Consider the following 26,591-nt stretch of genomic DNA (forward strand, 5'->3'; position numbering starts at 1 on the left):
CAGTGAACTAGTTAGGTCAAATTAAAGGGTCGTAGTGCCATTGGTGCGAATCGTAACGAATTTGCGCCCTGTCGTATTCTCGCTCAGAACGCCAGTTACGGTTATTAAGCTTCGCCGAGACCCCGGGATAAAGACGTTTGTTTGCGATAAGTTTTATATCAGACTGGTAGTTTTCTTTTGCCGCTTTGACGTCGTTGGCTTTGTTTTCAAGCCACTCCAGCAATGCGCTCTCATTGTTAAAAAGCTCTAACGCTTCAGCTACTTTACGTTGAAGCTCTTTAGGTACTTTCTTACCTTGAATAAGGTTAATCTTTTCTTTGTGTTTAAGATTGTTTTCGCGAATTTGCTTCAACAATTCATCTAAAGAGTCTTTGCGCTCTAACAATTGGTTAAAGCCCGGGCTAAAATCAACTTTCAACGTACTGCCAGATACAGCGCCTAAAGTGCCAGCTTCAACGCGATCTTGGCTGATAATGTCACAAGCAAATAGGTTTCCCATGGGCTTATCAATTTGTCCAACTATGACTGCGCCGCCGCAACGCAGGCGGCTATACGCCAACTGACGACCAACAGTAATATTACCGCTACATTGAATATCAATTCCTTGACCGTGTTGAACGTGGATACTGCCGGCTGCGACTAGTTGGCATTGGAATTCACCTTGGGTATCGTTAACTTTACCCATCGCGCCTTCGGTAATGATGATGTCGCCGCCAGACTCGATATACGCCGACTCCACAAAGCCGTTAATGGTTACATCACCAGCGGCCTTGATTTGCATTTTCTCTGTAACATCGCCGTTTACCAATACTGCACCTTCGTAATTCACGTGCCCAGAGCCAACGTTCACGCCGCTACAAATGAAGGTATCGTCAATGTTCATTATCTGGTCTCGGTATTTCGGCATACCAGAAATTGCAGACATTAATAAATTGGCGTCGCTGTCGGACACCACGGTGCCGCTGCCCATTTTAAAGTTAACCCATTCGCCCGCAACGGCTGGAATTTTATTCCCTTTGATATCGAAGCCAGAACGGCCCTGAGTTGGCTCGGTTCTTCTCAGCACAGGCGTGTTCACTTTAACGCAAATTACTTCGCCTAAATTACGCATGTCCACGCGCTCGCCATCACCCGTCTGGGGTTTTAACACCCTTTCAAGTGCGTTTGGTACCAGGGGAATAAATTTTGAGTTTTTGCCATTTCTAGCTGGTAGGCCTTTCGCGACAATTTGCTCTAGTACTGTGCCTGGAGGAGACTGCCTTGCTTGGGTAAGCATAGATTCAATGGTTTTGGTGCTTAAGCCACGAATGATTCTGTTTTTTACTGCTAGAGATTTAACGGTACTTAATGAGGGAAGTTTACCGCCATAGGGTGTGGTCAGCACAAGGTTCGCCTGCATCCCATCCTCGGGAATGCGAAATTCAATTTCAGCATTTTTGCGCTCGCCAATGCGTTCCTGAACAACAGTGCTATCACCCGTCTTAAAATAATGATTAGCCGTATCACAGGCCGACTTTAACGCTTTTTCAGAAACATACAGCCGCCTAGTTTCTCCGCTCTCTAGTTGCTTTCTTATTTCCCTACTATCAACTTCTGACGTGAAATCAGAAGGATTTAACTGTAAGTTAATGTAGGTTCTTGATTTATCGAAGCTTATTGTTACGCCATTCATAACTTCTTTATTCCCTTGCGCACGTGTATTCTTTTTATCGGCGGCATCTATCGATTACTTGACGTTGACTTGTTCTCGGCCTGTCTATTTTTTTCATCTACTAATTTAAGGCGTTCTAAAACGCCCGTCAAAGGTTTTCGGCATATTGGTAAAGTGCGCGTAAAATGGCCTGCTTCTCAGGATTGTCGCTGTGTTCATGCGCCAGTGATTCCAACCGCATCATATAGTTTTCTAATGTGATTGAGCCGTGAAAAGCTGAATCAGTCAGGCGAGCTTGGCGATGATGCTGCCACCTGGTCATTTCATCTGCGGTCAGCGTATTAGGATAATTTCTAGCGCGGTATCGAAATAGCTGCTTTCTGAGCCCTTCGTGCTGTGTTTTTTCACTCAGAGTGGCTAAATCATCGGGCTGTGCTTCAATTACACGCTCACACCACCTTCTGTCTTCGTCATTAAGAAACCCACCACTATATAGCGCGTGATCTATATCCAGTTCACCACTTTGAATGTCGTCATCATAGACATCTACGATTTTAGTGGCCAGTTCGGGCATACTGGCAAGTACTTTGTAATTGTCTAAGCAGCGCTCGCGATCCAGTCCTAGTCGTGCTGCATTGTCTTCTGTCATTGCTTTAGCTGTGGTAATAAACGGCGAGCGGTTGACGTGAATGAGCTTAAGCCCTGGTCTTTCTAACGGATCGTCAAATGTATCTGACGGAGCATAAAGCGCCTGTCTAATCTCTTCTGGTGTGTCATTCACTAAACTGTCAATGTCATGCGATAAATCAATAGCGATAAATGCATTGCTGTTGGTTGGGTGCTTCGCCACAGGCATAACCCAAGTGCAACAGCCTTGAGAGGCAGGGAGTTTAGACGAGATATGAAGCAATACCGATGGTTTAGTGAGATCGATTTGCTGCATCACCGTGTGTTTACTGCGTAACGACAACGCATAATCGAAAAGGCGAGGCTGCTTTTCTTTTATCAGTTTAGCAAGGGCTATTGTGGCGTAGACGTCACTCAAAGCATCGTGAGCGTTTTCGTGGCCAATATTATTAGCTGCAGTTAACGCCTCAAGTTTAAAGCTTGGTGCACCATCTTCTCGGCGTGGCCAATTAATACCATCGGGTCTCAGTGCATAGCACGCTCGCGCTAAATCGATTATATCCCAACGGCTATTGCCATTTCGCCATTCACGTGAATATGGGTCGTAAAAGTTTCTATAAAACAGGTAGCGGGAGACTTCATCGTCGAATCGGATACTATTAAAGCCCACACTACAGGTATTTGGCGTCGACATTTCCTGATAAATTCGCGCGGCGAAGTCAGCTTCGTTAGAACCGTCGCGAATGGTTTGCTGCGGTGTTATGCCGGTCACCAAACACGCTTCTGGATGTGGTAAATAATCATTCGCAATGGCGCTCATGATATTTATGGGTTTACCAATCACATTTAAATCCATATCAGTTCTTACTGCAGCGAATTGGCAGGGGAGATCTTTTTGTGGGCTGGTGCCAAAGGTTTCAAAATCGTGCCACAAAAATGTAGGTGCGTGCATAACCACTATTGCGATGTTAGAGAAATATTGATGGCAGTGTACACCGCGAGAAATTGAATACCAAATGCTGGCGTTAATATGAACAGTGATTTACTTGTTCGCCATCGGCAAGACCTAAAAAAACGCGTTAATCATTGTCTTTTTTTGAGTATTTTCCGTTTTGATGTATCACGCGAAACTTGCGCATTAACAAAATGATGACTAGCTTTAAGTTATCAAAATTTATACGGATATTGCCTGTTTGTCGTTCCTTAAATCCAGTTCATCCATCAGTGAAGCTAAGAGTACTTTAGGCTTAGCGTTAGTACTTGCAACAGTGCTTGTTGTACTTGTTGTTGGTTTGTTCGAAAGTAATATCAAAGCGACGGCTGAATCTCAAACTTTCACGGCATTAGAAGAGAGTGCCGCCAGTGCTGAAAATGCTGCAAACTCTCAGGTGAGAAAGTATATCAATGCGCTTAACTTTCTACATCAGACACCACCTATAAGCGGCATCGTCCGCGCGACTGAAAATGAAAATCTAGACCCCAAAGACGGTACGACGTTGGAACAGTGGAAGCAGCGACTAGAAACGATTTTCGTTGCTTTTATCGAAAATAACGAAGAAGTGGATCAATTAAGGATCATTCAAGCCAATGAGGATGGAAATGAGTTTATTCGGGTGGAAAGAAACGGGGGAAGTGTTTTAGTAGTTAAGGACAACGATTTACAACCTAAAGCAGCGAGAAGTTACTTCATAGAGAGTGTTAAGCGCAATAAGGGCGAGTTTTATATTTCAGAAATCAATTTGAATCGTGAATATGGGAAGCTCGAGTTTCCTTATAAAAGCGTTATTCGCCTTTCTCTTCCAATCTTCAGCAGCTCTGGTGAGCGTTATGGTTTTATAATCATGAATGTAAACGCCCAGTTTCTACTGTCGCAAATGGAACAAACGCTTGTCGGCAATCAATTGCTATTTGTTACCGACAGTGAAGGCTTTTTTGTCAGTCATCCAGACAGTGATAAGTCCTTCTCCAGAGATTTAAATCCTATGGTGAATTGGGCGAGCGAGTTCGAAAGCCCTTCGAAAATAGGCAGGGCTAAAATTAAACAGACCGCACAGACAAACTCATCTTTGTATACGGTCACTCGTGCTTTTACGATAAACGGAAATCAGCAAACCGCCCCGTTTTTTCTTCATACGGCATTGTCTCAGTCAGAAGTGGCAGCCCTTATCAATGAGAAGAGGATTAGCGTTTACAGTGTAATTGGGGTAGTTACGCTAATTTTTGTAAGCGTTTTACTCTTCGTACACCGAAGTAACAGTAAAAACATTGAGCTGGCTAAGGTGCGCGGTGAGTCCGTTGCTATTATCGCTATATCTAAAGATGCGATTTTTAGCGTAGATTCTGCTGGCGTGGTGAAAAGTTGGAATATGGCAGCCGAGTCACTTTTTGGGATCCCAAGCCAGCTTATTTTAAATCATCACTATTCGTCATTTGAGGAGCTTTCTCTATTAGGGCTTGAATCGGTTCTCACCAAAGGCGGAAAGCAAAGTACCTTTACAACCCCTTACACCGATGACGAAAAAGAAGAGCACACGCTACTTATAACCGCATCTACCATTTGGGGTGAACAGTCACAGTTTTCAGGCGTTGCTGTTGTAATTAGAGATGTGACCGACGAACGCAAGGCAAAAGACGCGATAGAAAGGGTAAACCTGAAGCTTGAAGAAAAAGTGGTAAGCAGGACGAAAGAACTTGTTGAAGCGACGCAAGAGGCGCGAAAAGCGAGCAGTGTTAAAAGCTCTTTCATTTCCAATATTAGCCATGAAATGAGAACACCGTTAAACGGGGTAGTTGGCTCCTTGGCGCTACTTAAGCGTCAGCCCCTTAATGAGAAAGCTGAACAGCTTGTTTCCATGATGGAAATTAGCTGCAACAATCTCAGTGTGCTGATTAACGACGTTCTCGACTTGTCTAAAATTGAAGCGGGCAAGCTTGATATTAATAATCAATATTTTGACCCGCTTGCACTTATCGAGTCTATCGCCAAGGTCTTTACCGTTAAGGCAGCTTCTAAAGGACTACAGCTTCTTGTTGACACAACAGGTCTTCCCCCCGTGGAAATAAACTCAGATCCACACAGAATCAACCAAATTCTTAGTAATTTATTGAACAATGCTATTAAATTCACTGAAAAAGGGCATATAAAGCTACAAGCATCGTTAAGTGATGTAGATGCGGGGACACAACAGCTTCATTTCAGCGTATGTGACACGGGCGTAGGGATAGCACAAGAAAATCAGCCCAAATTGTTTACCGCGTTTACACAGGCTGATGCATCTGTTGCTACCCAATACGGAGGTACCGGACTTGGCTTGTCTATCTGCAAGCAATTGAGCCAGCTTATGGGAGGAGACATTACGTTCAACTCTGAAGTGGACATAGGCAGCACCTTCTCATTTTTCGTTACTCTTCCTGAAACAACGTACGACAGCGCGTTCGAGCATAAAATGGCGGTGGAAAACGAAAGTATGCTTCTTAACGGGATCACAATCGGTGTTTCTGCAAGTTATCCACCTTTAGAGGAAAACATTTGTTGTTTAGCCTTACACGTCGGTGCAGAGCCGCAAGTAATAGGTAAGCATTCTGAATTAGGAACAGTACCTTGGACGCAATTTAATGCCATTATTGTGGATGAGGCCAGTTCACTCATTCGTGAGCTAGATGATATATGGCAGGCACAAGCTGCCACTAAAGACGCTGGTTCGTTACCTGTGGTTTATATTCTTCAAAAACTAGAAGGGACACCTTTCCACTTCAATCACCTTGTGCCGCTTTACTTGCCAAAGCCATTATTCAGGTCGAGTTTCGCAATTGTCCAACAAGGGTTAGACGCTGCTCTGTCGGGATATACATTAAACCAATCAGATATCTCATCGGGTAAAGGGAAAGCTGAGGACATCTCAGACGGTGAAGAGGCAGCAGACGATACTGAGCAGCAATTGTCTATTGAGAATGCCAACTTATTGATAGTTGATGACAATATGATCAATCGCGAGGTGGCGAAGGGAGTGCTGGAAAGTTTACCTGTTAAATTGTTTACCTGCAGCGATGGTGAGGAAGTTGTGGCGTTCTTGACGAAATGTGAAAGCAAAGGCCGCAGAATTCACAGCATATTGATGGATTGTCAGATGCCTAATATGAATGGTTATGACGCTACCCGAGCCATACGAGAAGGTAAGGCAGGAGCGATGCACAAAGATGTACCTATAATTGCCATGACAGCCAATGCCATGCTCGGCGAAAAAGAGAAATGTTTAGAGGCAGGTATGGACGACTTTGCGACAAAGCCTGTCATGGCCGATGTACTTATTCCTAAAGTGAAACAATGGTTAGTGCATCAAATAACGGCGTTAGCAAGTGCAGAGCTTAATGATACAGATACAAGGTCAAGTACCGGAATCACTGCCAGCGAACCTCCACTGGTTGACACTTTGTTGAGTGCCATCTCGAAAGAAATGGACTGCGACACGCTATCGAATTCAAGAACAGAGGCTCAGTCAAGTAAAGAGTCTGAAGTAGAAATAGCCCCCGCGTTACAGAATGCGAAGATAGCTAATGATATTGCCGCTCGCGAGGGCTCGGAGAAGGAGGCTGAAATTGATAACGTCAATCAAACTCAAGCTGATGAAAACAATTCAGAGGGGCTTGATGGATGTTGGGAAAAAGACGATGCCATTGCTCGGATAATGGGCGATAAAGCGCTATTTTCTCGTGTCTGCGACCTGTATTCCAGAAGCGCGCCTGACAAGCTTAAATTACTGCAGCAGGCTGTTGATAGTCGAGACTTCGAAAAGTTTCAGGTGCTTTCATTGAAGCTCAAAGGTATGTCTGCAGATATTGGTGCCGTACAGTTACAACGAGACTTTGAGAGCTTATGGGAGTTGTCAAAGGCGAAAAAGTGGGAAGACGCTGAAGCGTTACTCCCTTCCATCACCGATGATCTTAATACTTTCTTAGAGATCCTTGAGGTAGCCTAGCCTACCTAAGCTAATTGTGTCATCTTACGTCTAAGGTCGCGTAAAAATCGCATCAACAGAGCGCATTGAATTGATTCTAGAAATCTGTACTCAAACCATCTCACAGGTTATGCGCGCACGTAAAACGTAGCTATTAGGAGTAAAGCTTTTGAACCCATCTCGTATTTTTCGCCAGCCGAATAAAGTTCGACATGCACTGTATGCAATAGGCGCGCTTGCTGCATCGTTTGCCATTACGAGTGTTCCCGCATTAGCGGATGATTCCAAACAATTAGGAAAAACACCCGTAGCTATCGCTATTCATGGCGGTGCAGGAACCATTTTAAAATCATCGATGACGCCAGAAAAAGAAGCGGACTATAAAAGCGTATTAACCCAAGCGGTGCAGCATGGCTACGCATTGTTGCAGAAAGGCGAAAAAGGTGAGGTTGCGGTAGTAGAAACCATCAAAATTCTTGAAAGCTCGCCGTTATTTAATGCTGGCATCGGTGCGGTATATACCTTCGACGGTGAGCACGAGCTTGATGCGTCGATAATGCACGGCGGCAGTAAAAATGCAGGTGCTGTTGCGGGGGTGAAAACAATAAGAAGCCCAATAGAGGCTGCGTTATTGGTAATGAATGAATCTCCACACGTTATGCTTTCAGGGAGAGGCGCTGAAGATTACGCAAAAGAAAACGGCCTTGAACAGGTAGACAACACCGTTTTTGATACCGAGTTTCGCAAGCAAGCTTTAGATAAAGCGAAAGCACGTATGCAGCAGGTATCGAGTGGTTACGGTTCGCAGCAAGGCAATGAGCGCTTTGGCACTGTTGGAGCCGTAGTATTGGATCAAGGAGGCAACATTGTCGCGGGAACATCCACTGGCGGAATGACGGCTAAACGGTACGGACGTATTGGAGACTCGCCTGTTATTGGAGCGGGGACCTATGCCGACAATGAAAGCTGCGCGGTATCGGCCACAGGACATGGTGAATATTTTATTCGATACAACGTGGCAGCAGATATTTGTGCGCGAATGAAGTACCAGGGTTTAACGTTAAACGACGCTGCGAACACTGTAGTTAACGACGTACTAGTTAAAGCCGGTGGCGATGGCGGTGTGATTGCTATTGACGCTAAAGGTAACGTCGCTATGCCGTTCAATTCTGCGGGTATGTACCGCGCTAGCGTTGACATAAATGGTAAAGTGAAAGTGGCAATTTACAAAGACTGATCACTGAAAAACTATTTGTTATTTTAATGTTAAATGTGCTGGCTTGTATGCAACGAAACGTCTAATCTTAAAGTGTGGGGGAAAATTGCTTTCACATGTGGTTAAAAATAATTGAAGTGCCGTAACGCCAATTAAGTCGCAGTATCGGTCACATTAGGCGCCACGGCTGGAGAATTGAAAATGGAATCGTTGCAAGTCAGTGATTATATGAATACTCACCCAGTGAAGCTTAATGTCGATATGCCCGTTGCGCAGGCCGTCGAAGTGCTGTTAGCCAGTGGGCAGAGTGGTGGTCCGGTACTCGATAGCAAAGGTAGAGTGGTGGGCTTTTTGTCTGAGCAAGACTGTATCGCTCAAATGATTGCGTCAAGCTACTATCGCGAACAAATTTGTAGAGTAGGGGAAATCATGAAAACCCCTGTGATTTCTATCAAACCTTATATGTCGGTAATAGAGTTAGCCCAATTACTGTTAAAGGAAAAGCCGAGAGTTTACCCCATTGTTGATGATGACGGGGTACTGTTAGGCTCAATTAATCGAACGGCCGTGCTACGGGCTATTGATGTTCAATTGAATGATGGATACCAGCGCGCGGGTTAGACGTTGTTTGGGATAACGCACTTTTATTTAGCTTGGTAGGATTTAGTGCTGCAGGTAGCGTAATGAATGAAGATGCGGCGCTGGGTTAGAACGGCTTGAAGCTAGAGCGGCGCCATGTATTTATCATATACCAGAGAGGAGGCGTTAACTTGCTTAACGCCTCCTTTTTATTTACTTTTCGTATTATTTATTACATGTCTGAGTGGCGTTCACGCTTGGCGTTCGCTAATTTTCTGATCGCATCTTTAAGTGAGGCACCAGCAACTAGCTTAAAGTTTTGGGTCTCGCTAGGCATGACGTTTCTTCCATCTTGTACTACCCAAAGCCCTTCGGTGAACCTTCCTGCCAAGTTAGCGTTGGTTACATCAAGCCCATCTGTTTCCGACACGCTGTCAATTTGCGTGGCTTTATCTGCCGCAATTTGAACAAGCCCCATAAGTTCCAAGACTTCAGGGTTCTCATTGTGTACGTGATAGATAGCATAACTGTTATTACCCTGACTCGATGCGATTAGGTAAGTTTGTGCATCTACATTAAACAGAGCCAAACCTTCTACATCAGCTTCTACCGGAGCTTCTATCTCAGCGATGAACTGAGGCTGATTGCTGTTTGAAGTAATATCCAAGGCCCAAATCCCAGCACCTTCCTCACCTAAGTATGCCGTGCTCGTTTTAGTATCCACAACACATCCTTCTGGCTGTGAAGGCAGTGAAAAGGACTGTGTTAAGTGTCCATCAACAGATTTGTCTGGGGAGATAGACACGCTATACCGTTCGAAGCGGCCACTGGTGTCGTTAGCAAATACATGAGCTACTCCGCCTGACACAAACAGACACATGCCGTATATATCATTGAGTGTAGTGCTTATGTGGCCAAGTTGAGTCATATGGCCGCGTTTATCTATTTCAAATACAGACAAACTGTTATTCGACCGGTTTGATGCTACTGCGATATCGATAAGTGGCGTATCGCTTTGCTGTGCTTTGGTTTCTGCCACAGATACCTTGTATCCCACATCAACGTTATTCACTCTGCCAACAGGAAGGCTTTGCACTAGCTTGCCGGCTAAGTCATAGCTATTCAATGCGCCTTTTTTGTCGGTGCCGATTATGCGGCTTTGTGAAGCGCTGTGCGAGTTGACCCAAATGGCAGGGTCGTCAGCAGCGTCGCCATGATTTTCCACTGGGTCAGTTTCAACATCGGGTTTAACCTTGATAGTGAGGTTTGCATGTTGGGATGCGCTGTTATTTGTATATGCCTTCTCCATGTGATTTTCTTTTGGCGAGGTAGCTTTAAAATCGGTGCCGCATTGTCGATGAAGTAAAGCTGCGCTTAGTTTTGAGGGAAGTTCGGCAGAAAACACGTCGCCTGATTCATCATCATCAACAACAAGAGAAATGTGTGAGCCTTCTTCACTTAACGACAGGTGAACGAATTCAGGCTGAATAGAAGTAGACTTGTCGGTTGCTTTTAATTGGCGATCTGCTGAGTTACTTTCGTTCGCCGTATTTATTAGCGAGACAAATTGCGTAAGACATGGTGCTTTGAGCCATATCCCGCTGGCATCCGGACTCACCCAGGCAGCGATATCCACGCCATCTACCGTTGTTGAAGATAGGGTGGCTACACCTTCAATGGCCACATCTTGATCGTGAAAAATAAGGGTTTTTGCTAGCTCACTTTCAATATCGGTATCTAATTGCCACACACCGGCAAATTCGTCAGCAAGGTATAGCGTTTCGATGTTGGCATTTATCGCGCAACTTTTAATGCCTGGACCTATCGCAAAGTCTCTAAGCGATAAAAAGCGCCCGTTGTAAAATTCATACTGATTCAGTGTGCCGGTCGCATCGATATTAACAATTTGCAGTTCGCCAGCGCTTGATGTTGTAGCACAAATGGCTTCAGAACCTTTGGTCAATTGAGTTTGCGGTTGATCAATCTCAAGAGACGCGGCGTTAATGCGATACACCTCTATGTACTGGGTGTTGTTATTGAACACTACTAAAGACACCCATTGTTTTGAATTAGACTCCACAACTTCAGCATTTGCTAAGGTGTAATGTCCCGCAATGAAGTGTTTTTTTCCTTCAGAGTTACTTAGTGAAATACCCTTATGTTCGTTAACATTAATGTTGATAGCGTGGGTGTCATCGTAAACTTTATGTTTGTGGTTGGCGCGAGCGTCCTTGCTAATGTTGTTAGCATGGGTGTCTTTGTAAGCGTCTTTGTAAGCGCTTTTGGTGTTAGAATGCTCGGCGTGCGTTTGGTAGTGCATAGTCAGGCTTAGACCATTTTTTTGCTTTGTTAGCGGTAATGCGATGTCTTGGCTTTCTGCTTTTACTAACTGGCTTTCGCTGTGCGCTAACTTGATATTCGCACTGGTATCTGCGCTGGTATTAGTATCGTGAGAGGCTGCGCAACCGAACAACGTCAAAAGTGCGCTTGAAAGTGTCGCTGTGGTAAATGTGGTTTTAAAAACTGTTTTGGTGTGACGCTGATTGGTCATTGTTGTTATTGTCCTGAATCTTACTGAGATCAAACCATGCATGGCGCATCGACTAAAGCATGGCTTACAGATTATTAAGAGCAGGTTTGAAGGCCAAACTACCTACGGCCTTCAAACCCGATAATTAACTTTCGATATACCTGCCTAGTTAAGCTGCCAAGTAAAGCCAAGTTCGAACGTGCGGCCGTATTCTTCATACTGCGCGTTTTGGTTGCGCGTATCGAAATAGTTGTAGAAAGGTTCGTCACCTAAGTTGATGCCGTTGAAATACACCTGCATGCTGTCGTTGATGTAGTAGCGCGCCATGAAATCAACCTGTACGTGGTCGTCTTCAAATCTGAGCATGTCACCATCAATCTCTTCGAAATTGTCGCTTTTATAGGTGGTGGCTAGACGTACACTGAAGTCATTCGCTTCGTACCCAATGGTGATATTGCCAATACGGTCTGATTGATTTGGTAACTGGGTTTCAAATTTTTCGCCATCTAAGAAGGTAGTCGCTTCAGAATCGGTAAAAGTAGCATTGGCGGAAATAATAAAGCCATTGTTAAAGGCTTTCACCCAAGAAAGTTCTAAGCCGGTTAAATCGGCAGAGTCGCCGTTAATTGGCTGTATGACTTCTTCAAAACCTTCCCAACCGGTTGTATCTGCAACATCAGCATACACAACGAAGTTATCGATATTCTTGTAGAATAGCCCTGCTGAAATTACACCGATGTCACCTGGATAGTATTCAATCGACAAATCAACGTTTTGTGCTTCGTAAGGTTGAAGGTGAGGGTTGCCAACTTCCGCCTCTCGTTCAGTCACAAATATGCCATCATCTTCTTCTGTTTTGCTCTCGATGATTTGAAATGCCGCTACATCTTCAAACTTTGGTCTTGAAATAGTTTGGGTGTAGGCAGCGCGAAGCTGAAGTCTATCTGAAACAGTGTATCTGGCATTTACACTGGGTAACCAATGATCGTAGTCGCGCTCTGCTTCCCATGGCGTATTTACCACTTCTTCTACGTCAGTTTCTTCGTTTTCTACAAGCTCTACTCGCATACCCGATGTAGAAAAGTCAGTACGTTCATAGCGAACCCCTGCTACCAAATGAAGTTTATTTATATCTACACTGCCCATGATATAAGCGGCAAAAATATCCTCTTCATTCACATAGGTCGCGCCACGAGACTCTACTTCAGAATTTAGGCTGTCTAATTCCAAGCTCTTGCGGTTTTCGTTAAAGTAGTTACGCATTTCACTTCGATTAAGCCCAGGCCCAAAGTCATCAAGAGAGTAGTCTGGACTGGCAGCTCCGAATTGCGAAGCGTCTAGGTCGTCGAATTCTCCATCAAAAATAGCGATGCTGCTGTCGCGGTCTTTTTCTCGGCTTCGGTATTTCGAGCCAATTTTTAACTCACCGATATAGCCACCAAGGTTGATGGGGCGGGCGGCGTCGAATTTAATACTGGTTTCGGTATCTCTGGTGTAGTTATCTTCAAAGCTGATCTCATCGACCTCATAGGTTGATAAGTCCATGGCATCAGCGTTTTGTGACACGGTTGGACGCATAGTATTTAAGTCTGCGTCAATACTGTCATTTTCAGTTTTGAATACGTAATACAGTGCATCTGGCTCGTCTTCATCAGACTTTGCATAACCGAGCTGCCAGTTTGCTTTCCAGGTATCTAATTGGTGTTCACCACCAAGCGCCACAGTAAAAATACTCTGACTTTCAAAGCGGTCTTTACTTTCTCTTTCTATTTCTGAGTCTTCGCCATCGAACGTGAATATATTACCTTGACGGTATTCGTCGTCAGAAAACTCACTGTAAAGTGTGCGAAGAAAATATTGGTTGTTGAAGTCAGGACGAAAATCGATATTTAACGCACTGCCTAAACGTTCTCGAGTGATCGTGTAGTGACGTTGCTCAAGCTCATCGTCACCGTTACTTTCAACATTGTCTGAACCAAAATCTCGGTCAAAGTAGGAAATGGCGCCAGCCACCCCCCATTCAGGGGAAAGCTTCTTGGTAAACGTACCAGAAAGCTTTGGACTGGTTTCATCGCGTAAATCATTTTGACTGGCTTGCACGGTAATGCTCGCGGTATCACGAGCCTTATCAAACGCACTCACGCTTTTCACCGCGACTGAACCACCAATGGCGTCTCCGTCCATGTCGGGCGTTACCGATTTAGACACCTCTAACGTTTGGATGAGTTCAGAGGGAATAACGTCAAGGGCTACTGAACGTACGCCTGATTCAGGCGAGGGAATATTCAAGCCGTTAATGGTTACGTTATTCAAGTTGGGGTCGATACCGCGTATGCCGACGAAACGACCTTCACCCTGATCTCGCTCAATCGACAAGCCAGGTAAACGCTGTAACGACTCAGCAGCATTTTGGTCTGGAAATTGTCCAATGGCATCTGCGGATACAATAGATGAAATACGATCTGACGTTCGCTGCTGGTTTATGGCACTTGCCTGACCGCTTCGTTGACCACGTACCAAGATCTCATCGATGGTATCGCCGCTGCCAAACTCCACGGCTGCGCGCGCAATGCCGTTGTCTGTCACTTTTATCGCTTGCGTAACCGTTTCCTCACCAAGATAAGAAATTTCTAGCGTGTAAGTACCCTCTGGAATAGAGGGAAACCGAAATGTACCGTCTGTGCCTGCTTCAGTAACTAGTCCTAATTCTTTAAGCTTAATTTGAGCACCGGTATAGCTGCGCGTCTGTGCGGCGTCTTTTACTGAACCGATAATTACGCCATCAGCAGCTGAAGCAGGTGTAGCGACGCTAAGGCCCATTGCCGCTATGCAGGCAAGTGTTAGAGAAGAGTACGCGGTTTTAATTTTCATTTATTTTCCAATTAATTAAGCAGTAAAAAGGTGTTTTGAATAAGTGCTAAGTAAGTGAATGAGTACCCTAAGAATCCTGCATGACAGTTATATGAAGATTTGATGGAACAAGCGGTACACAATCGGTAATTGTCGCCTATTTGCAATTGGCTGAGCTAAATTGACCCTTGCTTAAATTACTGATTTTGTTTGGTTTGTGTGTCTTTTTTATGCTCCTAAAGTTCGCTGCCATCAAGATGTCACATTGCTGAGCCAAACTGACCCTCGACAGTTTCATCAGATTTGGGCAAGACTCTCGTTTTGTTATAAACGCTGGCGGTGGCCGGACTAACGCGTGATGTATCCAATTCAAGAGATTTCCAAAGAGAGCACTATGTTTACCTTTACAAATTCAACACAATTTAGACATCACAAGCTTTGGCTAGCATTTACATTTTGCGTAGTGGCGTTGGCGGTTTGTTTAGCTTTTATGTTTGGCAATGCAAAAGAAAGCACCGTGATATCAGGCCTCGATATTGTGGGGGAAGGAAGCATTGCTTTTTTAACTTTGGCGTGGATGCTAGCTGCGCTTGCCAGCCGTCCTCCAGGTAAAGTAACGAGCCTTCTCACGGTAGGACTCGGCTTCTTTCTATTTTCAGTCAGTTTAGATTTCTTGGATGAGTTTTTTCATTATCCCGAAGAGACTTATTGGCTAAGCATGATTGAGTCTTATCCTGCGGCTGTGGGTATGGTAGTAATGACCGCGGCACTGTATCAGTGGCACCTAGAGCAGCGCGCGTTAAACTTGCAATTACGACGCAGAGAATGGGACTTTCGCGATCACGATGCTATCGATCCCATCACTCAGCTTTACCGCGCAGAGTATTGGAAAACACAAATTAATAAATTACAGCAGTCTGGCAAGTCAGCAGTCATCGCCATTATCGATATCAATAACTTCTCTTTGTTCAACCAAAAACATGGGTATACAGAAGGCGATAGGTATCTGCACGATATTGCGCAATTGGTGATTATGAATTTGCGTCAGCAAGATTTAGCGTGCCGCTATGCCGGTGATAGGTTTGCTATTTTGATGCCAGACGTCTCGCCCGTGCAGGCTGACGTTATTCTCAACGATATCAAAGTGAGCATTCAGCACCTTGCGTTTAGACACAGCCAAAATGCAAACGCTATTTACACCACCGCTCGCAGTACTCAAGTGACTTTGTTACCTAACCAACGCCTTGCGACAGTGCTTAACACCATGCTCTTAGAACTTGAGCGTGCCCATGGTAGCGCAGCGTAATTAGGCCGGTTTGGTCAGTGTATTTGGCGATAGTAATTGGTAGGGGTAACCGGTGAAGATGAATGAAGATGCCTGCAGCGAGTAACTTATGGATTTAATGTTACCAAGACTAAACGCACTACGAGACTCTGAGGACGAAGCTGCAATTGCAGGTGCTGAGTACCGTCATTCAACTCGTCTTTCTGGGGTGGGTGTCTCTCTAAAAGATGATGCTAAAGCGCTTGGCATGGGTGTCTCTGTAAAAAGCGATGCTGATATGCTTAACATGGGTGTCACTGTAAAAGATGACGCTAATGAGCTGGACATGGGTGTCATCGATAGTGCTGGTAGTGCTCATGTAGTGATGTCTAGCCAAGATAAAGTAATAGTTGGGTATTGGTTAGTGAGGGCAGCTCTTAATGTGGCGCTCTCTCGTGGCGCGAATAAAAATAAGCTCTTGCGCGGTACAGGAATTTTTGAAGATGCGTTGCAACACCAATCACTATTAAGCATAAATCAATATTCATCGCTGTTAGTGAATGTTCAAAGTCAAGCGAGAGGCGGCGACGTTAGTTTTTTGCTGGGGGGAGCTTTCGCCTCGCAGTGGCTATCTAGTCCACTTGATGCGCTCAAAGCATGTGAAAATGTAGAGCAGCTACTTTTACAGCTGACTCAACGCCAAACATACCGGTGGTGTAGCCTACCGCTCTGTCAGTTTCAGCGTTTTGAAAACGCAGACCAAATAATGTTAGTGCCTCAGTTTACAGGGGTAAGCAGCAAACAGCTTCAGTTCTCTATTGAAGTGGCATTCGCAAGCGTTGTTGCACTTATGAAAAGTATAGCGAATAAGCGAATTCGTTTATCTTTCTCTTTTACCGAGAGTCGACCAAGAAATATTGCTGATTACGAAACCCACCTTGGGCTTAAGTTATCGTTTAATCGCGCTTTTAACAGTATTTGCATTGAGAAAGACGTATTACTCCAACCTTTGGAGCTAACAGCTCAGTCGGATTGTTCTGCTGAATCACATGTTTCTCTGGAAGGTGTCGTTAGTAATAGCGCAACGCAAACAAAAGAAGGGGCTTCTATTGAATTGCAAAACCGCTTGTCTTTGCCTGATTTTGTGAGGCGTTATGTTTGTGCATCCTCCAACACACAGGCAGCAAATATCGGATTACCTGAATTAGCGGAAACCTTAAACGTCAGTGTGGCTACGCTAAAGCGGAAACTAAAAGAGTACGGCACTAGCTATCGCGCGCTCTGCGAGGAAGTACAGCGCAATCATGCACTTTTACTTCTTTCGGTGCACAAAGTGAGTAACGAGACGGCGGCCAATGCAATGGGCATTAACGATTTACCTAACTTTCGACGAACGGTAAAACGGCTTACAGGTAAAACCCCTAGCGAGCTTAGAATTTAACGTGAATGACTGATAGCGCCTGTCCATATTTCTACGTAACAGAGCTATGCCACACACTTATGCCAAACATTTATGCAACACTGCTATGAAAAATAGCTGGGCGGCAGTCGCGTTCTACGGCTAAATGGTTGTAGCTTCACTCGTGTAATAACTCGAAATCTCATCGTAGCGTCTGGCACAGTGCAGATGAGTTAATTATTGGAAAGTAAATTTCTTTTCAATGCTTTAAAAACCTTTTATCCTTTGCAGCTTTAGCTTTTCACCGTTCAAGACCGTCAAAATATGGTTTCGTTGAAGCTTTTTCTTACGCATTCGCAACCGGCAGGTGGCTTTTCCGCGTAGCCTTTAAACTGTTGCTAGCAGGCAATAAAACCCAAAAAGAGAGTTTTCTGTGCACGAAAATAAAGACATTGCACCAAATTCTATTGCACCTAACCCGCTAGGTTTAACGCCTATTTTACTTTTTGTGATCCTTGTTGTGGTAACCGGCATTACTACAAACGACATCACTGCGATGCCTATTTTGGTTGCGTTTTTTATCAGCGCTGGCTATGGGCTATGTTTAAACCCGAAAGGGAAAAAGGTCAGCTTCTCTGAAAAAGTACAAACGTTTTGCAAAGGCGGTGGCGATAAAAACATTATTCTTTTGGTGCTTATTTTCCTGTTAGCCGGTGCGTTTTATGCGGTGACTATTGATATTGGCGCTCGAGATGCCACGGTCAATTTGGCACTTCAATTTGTGCCTTCTGCACTTATATTGCCAGGTCTGTTTTTGATTTGCTGTTTCATATCATTTTCAATGGGCACGTCCATGGGCACCATTACCGCGCTCTCGCCCATAGGTGCAGGTCTTGCCACAAGTTTAGGGCTGCCGGTAGAAATGGCGCTGGGTATTGTGGTGGGGGGCGCAATGTTCGGTGATAACCTCTCGTTTGTTTCAGACACCACCATTGCCGCAACCCGTACCCAAGGCGTTCAGCTAAAAGACAAGTTCAAGGCAAACTTAATGGTTGCTGTGCCGGCGTGCATTGTCACCATGGCGTTATTGCTAATGGTGGATGTTGATACTTCTGGCATTGTTGAAGGCGGCAGCTACGATTTTTGGCGCATAGTGCCTTACTTGTGCATTATCGCTTTTGCGCTAACAGGGTTTAACGTCATTAGCGTGCTTGCAGTGGGTATTGCCAGTGCCTGTGTAGTGGGCTTGCTACAAGGCAGCTTTACGCCACTTTCAATGATGCAGAGCATCCAAAAAGGGATGGGCTGGATGCAAGACTTAGCGATGATCGCCATAACCATAGGCGGCATTGTGGCACTTATGCACGCTAACGGCGGTATAACCTGGTTAATCGAGCGTTTAACCCGTAAAGTCACGTCAAAGAAAGGCGCTGAGTTCAGTATTGCTGGCTTGGTTAGCTTTTTAGACGTTACAACGGCGAACAATACTATTGCGATTGTTACCGCAGGCCCAATTGCTAAAGATCTTAACAAAAAGTACGGCGTTGACCCTCGTCGTACCGCATCACTTTTGGATATCTTTTCGTGCAGTTTCCAAGGTTTAGTCCCTTACGGTGCGCAGCTTTTAAGTGCCGCGGCCGTAGTAGGTATTTCACCGTTAGCTATTACACCGTACTGCTGGTATCCCATGCTGATTTTCGTGTTTGGTGTGGCGGCCATTTGGTTCGGTTTTCCCCGTTTTAAAACGCCCCAAGACGATGAATTAACCCAAAGCGCTTAAATTCTCGTAACGCTTAACACGCTGGCTTTTTAGGGCGGTATCTTCTAGGATCACCGCCCGAATTTTATTGATGATTAGAAACACGCTTTAGGATGTCACTTTGTCTTCAACACTTGCAATAAAACCTCTTTACAACAAACTAGATGATTGTTTGAGCGCAGATAAATTTCGCTTGAAGCGCCGCATTACACAGCTTGCACAAAAAGTGAATGATAAATCTGGTGTTGAAGGAAAAGGCGCGGAGAAAAAAGCTGCTAATCCCAAAGTTTCAAAACGTAACAGCGCGGTTAGCGAAGAAAGCTTAAAAGCGCAGTTTGAAAAACTTGAAGGCGACATCGATGCATCGATAGAAAAGCGTAACTGGCGTAAAGACAACCTACCCAAAGTTGAATACCCACCGCTGCCGGTTAGCGATAAAAAAGAAGATATTAAAGAAGCGATTGCGAATAACCAAGTGGTGATTGTTGCGGGTGAGACTGGGTCGGGTAAAACTACGCAGTTACCTAAGATATGCTTAGAGTTAGGTCGCGGTGTAAATGGCATGATAGCCCACACCCAGCCACGACGATTAGCGGCGCGAAGTGTAGCCACCCGTATAGCCGAAGAGCTCAACGCACCGCTTGGCGAAAAGGTGGGTTTTAAAATTCGCTTTAGCGATCAGGTGAGCGAGCGAAGCTACGTTAAGCTTATGACCGACGGTATGCTGCTAGCTGAAATGCAGCAAGACCGCTTTTTAAATCAGTACGATACTATCATCATCGATGAAGCCCACGAGCGCAGCCTTAATATCGACTTCTTGTTGGGCTATTTGCGTCAGCTTTTAGATAAGCGCCCTGATTTAAAACTCATCATTACTTCTGCCACCATCGACCCAGAGCGATTCTCTCAGCATTTTAATAATGCGCCTATTATCGAAGTGAGCGGACGTACCTATCCGGTAGAAATTCGTTACCACGCGCCAGAAGATAATGATGACGATATTGATCAGAGCGACGCCATCGTAAACGCAGTCGACGAGCTAATGCGTGAAGCACCGGGAGACATCTTAGTGTTTTTAAGCGGGGAGCGCGAGATACGCGACACCCAAGATGCTTTGAGCAAACAGCATTATCGCAACACTGAAATTGTTCCGCTGTATGCGAGGTTGTCGGCGGCAGAGCAAAACCGCATATTTCAGTCGCACAGCGGTAGGCGCATTGTACTTGCCACCAACGTCGCAGAGACCTCGCTTACGGTCCCCGGCATTAAATACGTAATTGACCCGGGGTTTGCCCGTATTTCACGTTACAGCGCTAGAAGTAAAGTGCAGCGTTTACCTATCGAGCCAATCTCTCAGGCGTCAGCGAATCAGCGGGCAGGGCGATGCGGCCGTGTGTCTGACGGTATTTGTATTCGTCTTTATAGTGAAGAAGACTATTTAGGCCGCCCAGAATTTACTGACCCAGAGATCCTGCGAACCAACTTAGCGTCGGTTATTTTGCAAATGCTTGCTTTAGGGTTAGGCGATATCGCTGCTTTTCCATTTGTTCAGCCGCCTGATAACCGCAATATCAACGACGGTTTCCGTTTACTTGAAGAAATTCAAGCTATTGCGAAAGGCAAAGATAACCGGAAAACCAAGCAAAGCGGCAAAATGCAGCTTACTCCGTTAGGTCGTCAAGTAGCACGTTTGCCTATCGACCCTCGCTATGCACGCATGGTGATTGAAGCCGAACGCACTAATGCGCTAAGCGAAGTCATGGTGATTGCGGCGGGACTCTCAATTCAAGACCCACGAGAGCGCCCACAGGAAAAACGCCAGCAAGCAGACGAGAAGCACAGCGAATACCACGATAAAGATTCTGACTTTATCAGTCTTTACAACTTGTGGGTGGCGTTTAAAGAGCAGCAAAACGCACTGAGTCAAAACCAATTGCGCAAATGGTGTAAGCAAAATTTCATCAACTATTTACGTATGCGTGAGTGGCAGGACATTGTTAGCCAACTTAAAAAGTCTATCGCTGAGCTGGGCTTTGGCATTTCAAAGCAAGAAGCCGACTATCAGGCTATTCACCAAGCCATCGCCAGCGGCTTGCTGTCTCACATGGGCTTTAAAGATAAAGAGCGCGAGTATATGGGTTCGCGTAATTCGCGCTTTCTTATTTTCCCTGGTTCAGGGCTATCAAAGTCTCAGCCCAAATGGGTAATGGCAGCTGAGCTTGTAGAAACCTCTAAGCTATTTGCTCGTATGGTGGCAAAAATTGACCCAGCATGGGTAGAGCCTTTGGCCGAGCATGTTGTGCAAAGTAGCTATTCAGAACCACACTGGTCTAAAAAGCGCGGTGCGGTGATTGCCTTTGAAAAAGTAACCTTGTTCGGGCTACCCATAGTAATGAAGCGTGCGAAGGTTTATAGCCTCATCGACCCGCCAATTTGCCACGAGCTATTTATCCGCGAAGCGTTAGTCGAGGGCAATACTAAGCTCAATTACAGTTTCTTACAGGAAAATCAGGCGCTGCTTGAGCAGGCTGACGAGTTTGAACAAAAGACCCGTCGTCGCGATTTGATAGTCGATGATGAAGAACTGGTAAGCTTTTACGCGAAGCGCATTCCGGTTGAAGCCAATAATGATGCGGCGTTTAAGAAATGGTTTAAGCAACACGGAAGCAACGACAGTTTAACGTTTAAAGAAGAAGACGTATATCGTCAGCAGCCTGGGCAGTCGGTAGCAAACGCATTTCCTGATGTATGGCGCCAAGGCAATATTACGCTGCCGCTTCGCTATAACTTCGAACCTAACGCTGAAGACGATGGCGTAACTGTTGTCATCCCGCTGCCTGTGCTTAATCAAGTTGATAACGTAGGTTTTGATTGGCTGGTGCCGGGACTAAGGCACGACCTTATTGTGGGGTTAATTAAAACCTTGCCAAAACGCTTGCGTCGTAACTTTGTGCCTGCGCCAAACTTTGCTGAAGCATGCCTTGCTGATATCTGTGAAACAGATAAGAACAACCGTCCGGTGCCTTTGCTTGAAGCTGTAACCGATAAGTTACGCAAAATGACAGGCGTTATTATTGAAAGCGAAGAGTGGAATTTAGAACAGCTTGATAAGCACTTAAAAATGCACTTCGCGGTAGTTAATGACAACGGTGATGATATTGCCAAAGGTGACGACCTTCACGCGCTTAAACAGCAGTGTGCAGGGCAGGTGAAACAAACCTTTGAGAAAGCCGCAACACCCGAGTTAGAGCGAAATAACATAGAACAATGGGATTTCGAAAGCTTGCCAGAAACATTCGTGCAGAAAGTAGGCGGGTTTGAAGTTCAGGCGTTCCCGGCTCTGGTACAAAAGGGCGATAAGGTAGATATTGCGTTAATTGAGGAGGCGGATAAAGCCCAAGTGCTGCATAAGCAAGGCGTGAATGTCTTGATTAAAAACGCGATGCCGTCGCCGCTTAATTATTTGCAAAGCAAATTACCGAATAAAGCCAAACTGGGTTTGTATTTCAATCCATTTGGACAAGTGAAAGCGCTAATTGAAGATTGTATTTTTGCGGGTATCGACGCCATCGTCAGTGATTACTGCAAAACCAATAACACCGACATTCGCAGCAAAGCCGATTTTGAAGCATGTTTAGAGATTGCTCGTGCAAACATTAATGACAGAGTGTTAGAGATTGCCAAACAAGTGGAGCAGGGGCTTACCCTCGCTCACCAGTGCCAGAAGCAAATGAAAGGTAATGTACCGCTGACGATGATAAACGCCCTAGGTGACTGTAAAGCCCACTTGGCATCGTTAGTTTTTCCTGGTTTTGTTTCTGAAATTGGCGAGAGCAGATTAGATGATTGGAATCGTTACATTAAAGGTTTAGCTCGTCGGCTAGAGAAGCTCCCCATTGATCCCAACAAAGACAGAATGCATCAGGTCACGGTAGAAAAGTCGATTAAAGAATGGGAAAAGGCGTGCAGCAAATACCCCAAAGGTAAAGTACCTCAAGCTCTTAATGATGTACGTTGGATGATAGAAGAATTACGGGTTTCGTTGTTTGCGCAGCAGCTCGGGACGGCTTACCCGATTTCGGCTAAGCGTATCACTTTGCACCTCGCTGACTTTTAAAAAAGGGCGTTAGGTGTAAGGTAGCATCAATGAGCTAGGCTAGGGCATGAGGGCACATATTTGTTATCGCAAACAAAACAGCGGGCAGAAACGGCTGAGTCGTTGATTTAAGTGGGAAGGTAGTCGAAATTAGACCAAAGTACACTTTTAATAATTGTTGAATAAATATTATACAGTTCGATTGACAAGTTACCGGCATCGCCCTATAACATCAGATGTAGTCGTCAGCGTAACGCTAAAAATCAGGAGAAGTAGACATGTTGGGATACGACGATAAGCGAAATTTTTTCAGGATGATGGTAAATTCGCCTTGTCAGTTGCAAATTACTGATGATGAGTCGAGCCGCACCATGCAGGCAATGTGTAGAGATATCAGTGCTACAGGTATGTCTTTGGAAGTCGATGAACCCTCAATTGAGGTGGGTACACAAGTGAGTGTTGCAATAGAGTCATCTAGTTCGCAAATCCCATCTTTGGCAGCATTAGCGACTGTTGTGCGCTGTGAACCTGAATCCGAGTCAAGCTGTATTATAGGCGTCGAAATTTCTCAGATGAAATAGTCTAATCTAATGTGTTAGGGCGGGGTAAAAGCTTCGCCTTTTCGTGTCTAACTAAAAAGCACAAAGCGTCAGGGTCTACAGCAATGACATCCTCGCGGTGTTGCTTCTTTCTTTACACTCCTATGTTGACCAGCCCGTTGTGGTTTGAAAACAGTCTTTCAGCTTTCATATACTAAACCGAATAGGCCGTTCAGTTTTTTCTATTTTAACTCTCAGTCTTAATTGCTAATAATTCTCATTAATGCGAAAGCAAACTGATTTAATATTTTGAGAGAGCGATGAATATGAAAAAGACGATGACCTTTGCAGTGATGCACTTTTCAGTGGCCTTTACGGTTGCCTACTTACTGACAGGAAGTGTGGTAGTAGGCGGTGCTGTAGCGTTGGTTGAGCCAGCCATTAATACCGTGGCGTTTTATTTTCACGAGATGGTGTGGAAGAAAGTTGAAGAAAAAGAGGGTGTTGTAAAGGAACAATCAGATGACAGTTCACAACAGTTATCAAGTCGCTTTTCTAACAATGAGATAACCTTTGCATCTTAGGGGGATGGATTTACCTTCGTAAGCTTTTCGCACAACGTAATGTTAGCTCAATTGATTTCGTTAAGCGCCCTATACATCAACAAGGGCGCTTTTTTAATAGCTAGTCGTCGGTGACTTCACACACTAGACCTTTCAAGTAATAGCCTTCTGGATAGCTGCCAATGATAGGATGATCTGAGGCTTGATTAAGCCTTGCGATAATTTTGATAGTACGACCTGCATCAAGTGCAGCGTCTGCCACAACTTTCTGGAATAAATCTGCCGGCATAAGGCCAGAGCAGCTAAATGTAAGCAGCAGCCCACCAGATTTAACAGCATGTATGCCGTACATATTAATGTCTTTATAGCCGCGGGCAGCACGGTTTAATGTTGCCTTGCTGTCGACAAACTTTGGCGGGTCGAGTATCACCATATCAAACTGTTTGCCCTGCTCGTGATACTCCCTGAGTGCCTTAAACACGTCTTGGTTTACGTAATTGGCTTTGTTTTCGTCTAAACCATTGATGGCTACATGGTGCTTAGCCAAATCAAGAGCAGGCTGAGATACATCAACGTTTGTAACTGACTTAGCACCGCCAGCAAGTGCGTAGCAAGAAAACGTACCTGTGTAGCTAAAACAGTTGAGTACGTCGGCATCTTTCGCGTAGTGCGCAGCCGCCGCGCGACTGTCTCGCTGATCAAGGTAAAAACCGGTTTTATGGCCGTTCTCGATATCAACCACTATGTTGATGCCGTTTTCTTTTACTGTAACTTGCATAGGTGGTTCACCATGCAGTACACCAGTTACAGGCTCTAAACCTTCTTTCTTGCGCACGTCCACGTCGCTTCGCTCGTATATGTGTACATTAGGCATTAGCTTAGTAATTGCCCACACTATCTTATCTCTGTGTTTTTCGCCGCCCGCGCTCAAAAGCTGAAGTACTGCAACATTGTCGTATAGGTCTATAGTGATCCCTGGAAGGCCATCACTTTCAGACGCTATCCAGCGAAACGCGTTGGTTTTGTTTGGGTCAAACAAGCGTTTGCGAAGGGCTAGTGCAGTTTCTAAACGGCGTAGGAAAAATCCGTTATCAATGCTTTCGTCTTTTTTAAATGTCCACATACGAACGCGAATTTTTGAATTTGGAGAGTAAGCGCCTCGCCCTAACCAGTCGCCTTCAGAGTCAAATACGTCTACCGTATCGCCAACTCGCGCGCGGCCCTCTAGTTCAGCCACAGCGCTTTCGAATACCCAAGGGTGTTTGCGGCGAAGTGATTTGTCTCTGGATGGCTGTAATATGACCTGTGCTGACATGAAGGCTCTCGTACTAATTTAATAAATGTGAAACAGAGTTAAGCGATTTTACTCGCTTATGAGAATGGTCGGATTATACGCAATTTCATAAGTTCTGTGTTAATAATACCAATCTGCATAGATAATTACCCACTCAGCGAGAGTTAAAATGCTCTATCCGGACTGGTATAAACACAAAACAAACCCAAACTGTTTGATATAAAAGTACGTAGCCAAATTACGATTAGAATTTAAGACTAGGATTGGATGTAAATTATGCGATATGTCGATTTTGAAAAAGGATGCGGCCCAAGCGAACTTGTTGTAAAGGAATGTGAAGGGCTGTCGCTAGCACCAGGGAAAGTAAAAGTTGACGTAAAAGCGTTTGGGGTGAATCGTGCGGATACCTTGCAACGCCAGGGGAATTACCCACCTCCACCAGGCGAGAGCGATATTCTTGGATTAGAGGTAGCTGGCGTGGTGTCAGAGGTTGCCAGTGACGTTACTGCATTTAAAGAAGGTGACGAAGTATTTGGTTTGGTTGCAGGTGGCGGCTATGCCACTGAAGTGATCGTTAATCCAGCCCATTTAATGCCCATTCCCAAAGGCATGCCGTTTTTTGAAGCCGCGGGTTTGGCCGAAGTGTTTCTTACGGCATTTCAGTGTTTGCGCACAATCGCGCATGTAAAGCCGGCTGAACGGGCGTTAATTCATGGCGGTGCAAGCGGTGTAGGGCTGGCTGCCACGCAACTTTGTCGATATTGGGGCGTACACAGTGCGGTAACGGCTTCAAGTCAAGATAAGCTTTCGTTGTGTGAAAGCAATGGCGCAGAGCATCTTATCAATTATAAGCAGCAACAGTTTGATGATGTGCTTAAAAAAGTCTGGCCTGAAGGGGTTGATATGGTGCTTGATATGGTAGGTGGCGACTACCTCAACCGTAACCTTAAAATACTAAAGCAGGATGGCAAGGTAGTTTACTTAGCGATGCTGGCAGGGAGATATGCTGATAACCTCGATATGGCTATGCTGTTAGGTAAAAGGGCGTCCATTATTGGTACGACACTTAGAAATCGAAGCGACGATTATAAAGCTGATCTAATTCGTGACTTTACTACCGTATGCTTGCCCGCTTTTGAGAATAAAGAGCTTAGGGTGAATATCGATACTCACTATAGCATTGCAGATATCAGCGAACCCCACGTGCGTTTGGAAAACAACGATACGCAGGGCAAGTTGGTTCTTTCTTGGTAAACGCGCTTTGCAGTA

Annotated in this window: 15 protein-coding genes; 10 read left to right on the forward strand and 5 right to left on the reverse strand. The window is 45.0% G+C overall.

Annotated features, from left to right (window positions below):
• Positions 1-16: 16 nt before the first annotated feature.
• Both MHN00_RS15780 and sbcB read right to left on the reverse strand, forming a co-directional pair.
• Positions 17-1,672 (reverse strand): FapA family protein, encoded by a 1,656-nt coding sequence (locus MHN00_RS15780; RefSeq protein ID WP_239301728.1) that lies wholly within the window; start codon positions 1,670-1,672, stop codon positions 17-19.
• 127 nt (positions 1,673-1,799) lie between these two features.
• Positions 1,800-3,230: an exodeoxyribonuclease I gene (gene sbcB, locus MHN00_RS15785; RefSeq protein WP_061094820.1), complete on the reverse strand. Its 1,431-nt coding sequence runs from the start codon at positions 3,228-3,230 to the stop codon at positions 1,800-1,802.
• A gap of 241 nt (positions 3,231-3,471) precedes the next feature.
• Here sbcB and MHN00_RS15790 point away from each other — a divergent pair, with 241 nt between their 5' ends.
• The 3 genes from MHN00_RS15790 to MHN00_RS15800 all read left to right on the forward strand — a co-directional run bounded on the left by MHN00_RS15790 (position 3,472) and on the right by MHN00_RS15800 (position 9,070).
• A complete protein-coding gene (locus MHN00_RS15790; RefSeq protein WP_239301729.1) occupies positions 3,472-7,254 on the forward strand; it encodes an ATP-binding protein in 3,783 nt (1,260 codons plus the stop codon).
• A gap of 148 nt (positions 7,255-7,402) precedes the next feature.
• A complete protein-coding gene (locus MHN00_RS15795; RefSeq protein WP_239239895.1) occupies positions 7,403-8,470 on the forward strand; it encodes an isoaspartyl peptidase/L-asparaginase in 1,068 nt (355 codons plus the stop codon).
• Positions 8,471-8,650: 180 nt separating this feature from the next.
• Positions 8,651-9,070 (forward strand): CBS domain-containing protein, encoded by a 420-nt coding sequence (locus MHN00_RS15800; RefSeq protein ID WP_014949170.1) that lies wholly within the window; start codon positions 8,651-8,653, stop codon positions 9,068-9,070.
• A gap of 190 nt (positions 9,071-9,260) precedes the next feature.
• Here MHN00_RS15800 and MHN00_RS15805 read toward each other — a convergent pair whose 3' ends face one another.
• Positions 9,261-11,579, reverse strand: a complete 2,319-nt coding sequence (locus MHN00_RS15805) for a phytase (protein WP_239301730.1) — start codon at positions 11,577-11,579, stop codon at positions 9,261-9,263.
• 144 nt (positions 11,580-11,723) lie between these two features.
• On the reverse strand, positions 11,724-14,429 hold the full coding sequence (locus MHN00_RS15810; RefSeq protein WP_239301732.1) for a TonB-dependent receptor: 2,706 nt from the start codon (positions 14,427-14,429) through the stop codon (positions 11,724-11,726).
• 373 nt (positions 14,430-14,802) lie between these two features.
• Between MHN00_RS15810 and MHN00_RS15815 the strand changes: the two genes are divergently transcribed.
• From MHN00_RS15815 to MHN00_RS15840, 6 genes are all read left to right on the forward strand, one after another.
• Positions 14,803-15,714, forward strand: a complete 912-nt coding sequence (locus MHN00_RS15815) for a diguanylate cyclase (protein ID WP_239301733.1) — start codon at positions 14,803-14,805, stop codon at positions 15,712-15,714.
• An 88-nt stretch (positions 15,715-15,802) separates the two neighbouring features.
• On the forward strand, positions 15,803-17,113 hold the full coding sequence (locus MHN00_RS15820) for a helix-turn-helix transcriptional regulator (RefSeq protein ID WP_239301734.1): 1,311 nt from the start codon (positions 15,803-15,805) through the stop codon (positions 17,111-17,113).
• Between the two features lie 391 nt (positions 17,114-17,504).
• The gene (locus MHN00_RS15825) at positions 17,505-18,851 is read left to right on the forward strand and encodes a Na+/H+ antiporter NhaC family protein (RefSeq protein WP_239301735.1); all 1,347 of its coding nucleotides are present in this window, start codon (positions 17,505-17,507) and stop codon (positions 18,849-18,851) included.
• 100 nt (positions 18,852-18,951) lie between these two features.
• Positions 18,952-22,947 (forward strand): ATP-dependent RNA helicase HrpA, encoded by a 3,996-nt coding sequence (hrpA, locus tag MHN00_RS15830; protein WP_239301736.1) that lies wholly within the window; start codon positions 18,952-18,954, stop codon positions 22,945-22,947.
• 257 nt (positions 22,948-23,204) lie between these two features.
• Complete coding sequence (locus MHN00_RS15835) at positions 23,205-23,507, forward strand: PilZ domain-containing protein (protein WP_014949177.1); 303 nt, start codon at positions 23,205-23,207, stop codon at positions 23,505-23,507.
• Positions 23,508-23,791: 284 nt separating this feature from the next.
• Positions 23,792-24,049: a DUF2061 domain-containing protein gene (locus MHN00_RS15840; RefSeq protein WP_014976293.1), complete on the forward strand. Its 258-nt coding sequence runs from the start codon at positions 23,792-23,794 to the stop codon at positions 24,047-24,049.
• Positions 24,050-24,149: 100 nt separating this feature from the next.
• Here the strand turns inward: MHN00_RS15840 and MHN00_RS15845 are convergent, their stop codons facing one another.
• Positions 24,150-25,343: a class I SAM-dependent methyltransferase gene (locus MHN00_RS15845; RefSeq protein WP_239301737.1), complete on the reverse strand. Its 1,194-nt coding sequence runs from the start codon at positions 25,341-25,343 to the stop codon at positions 24,150-24,152.
• A 255-nt stretch (positions 25,344-25,598) separates the two neighbouring features.
• Here MHN00_RS15845 and MHN00_RS15850 point away from each other — a divergent pair, with 255 nt between their 5' ends.
• Positions 25,599-26,576: an NAD(P)H-quinone oxidoreductase gene (locus MHN00_RS15850; protein WP_239301738.1), complete on the forward strand. Its 978-nt coding sequence runs from the start codon at positions 25,599-25,601 to the stop codon at positions 26,574-26,576.
• Positions 26,577-26,591 lie beyond the last annotated feature (15 nt).

It is taken from the genome of Alteromonas sp. Cnat2-8 (genome assembly GCF_022348355.1).
GTDB lineage: Bacteria > Pseudomonadota > Gammaproteobacteria > Enterobacterales > Alteromonadaceae > Alteromonas > Alteromonas macleodii.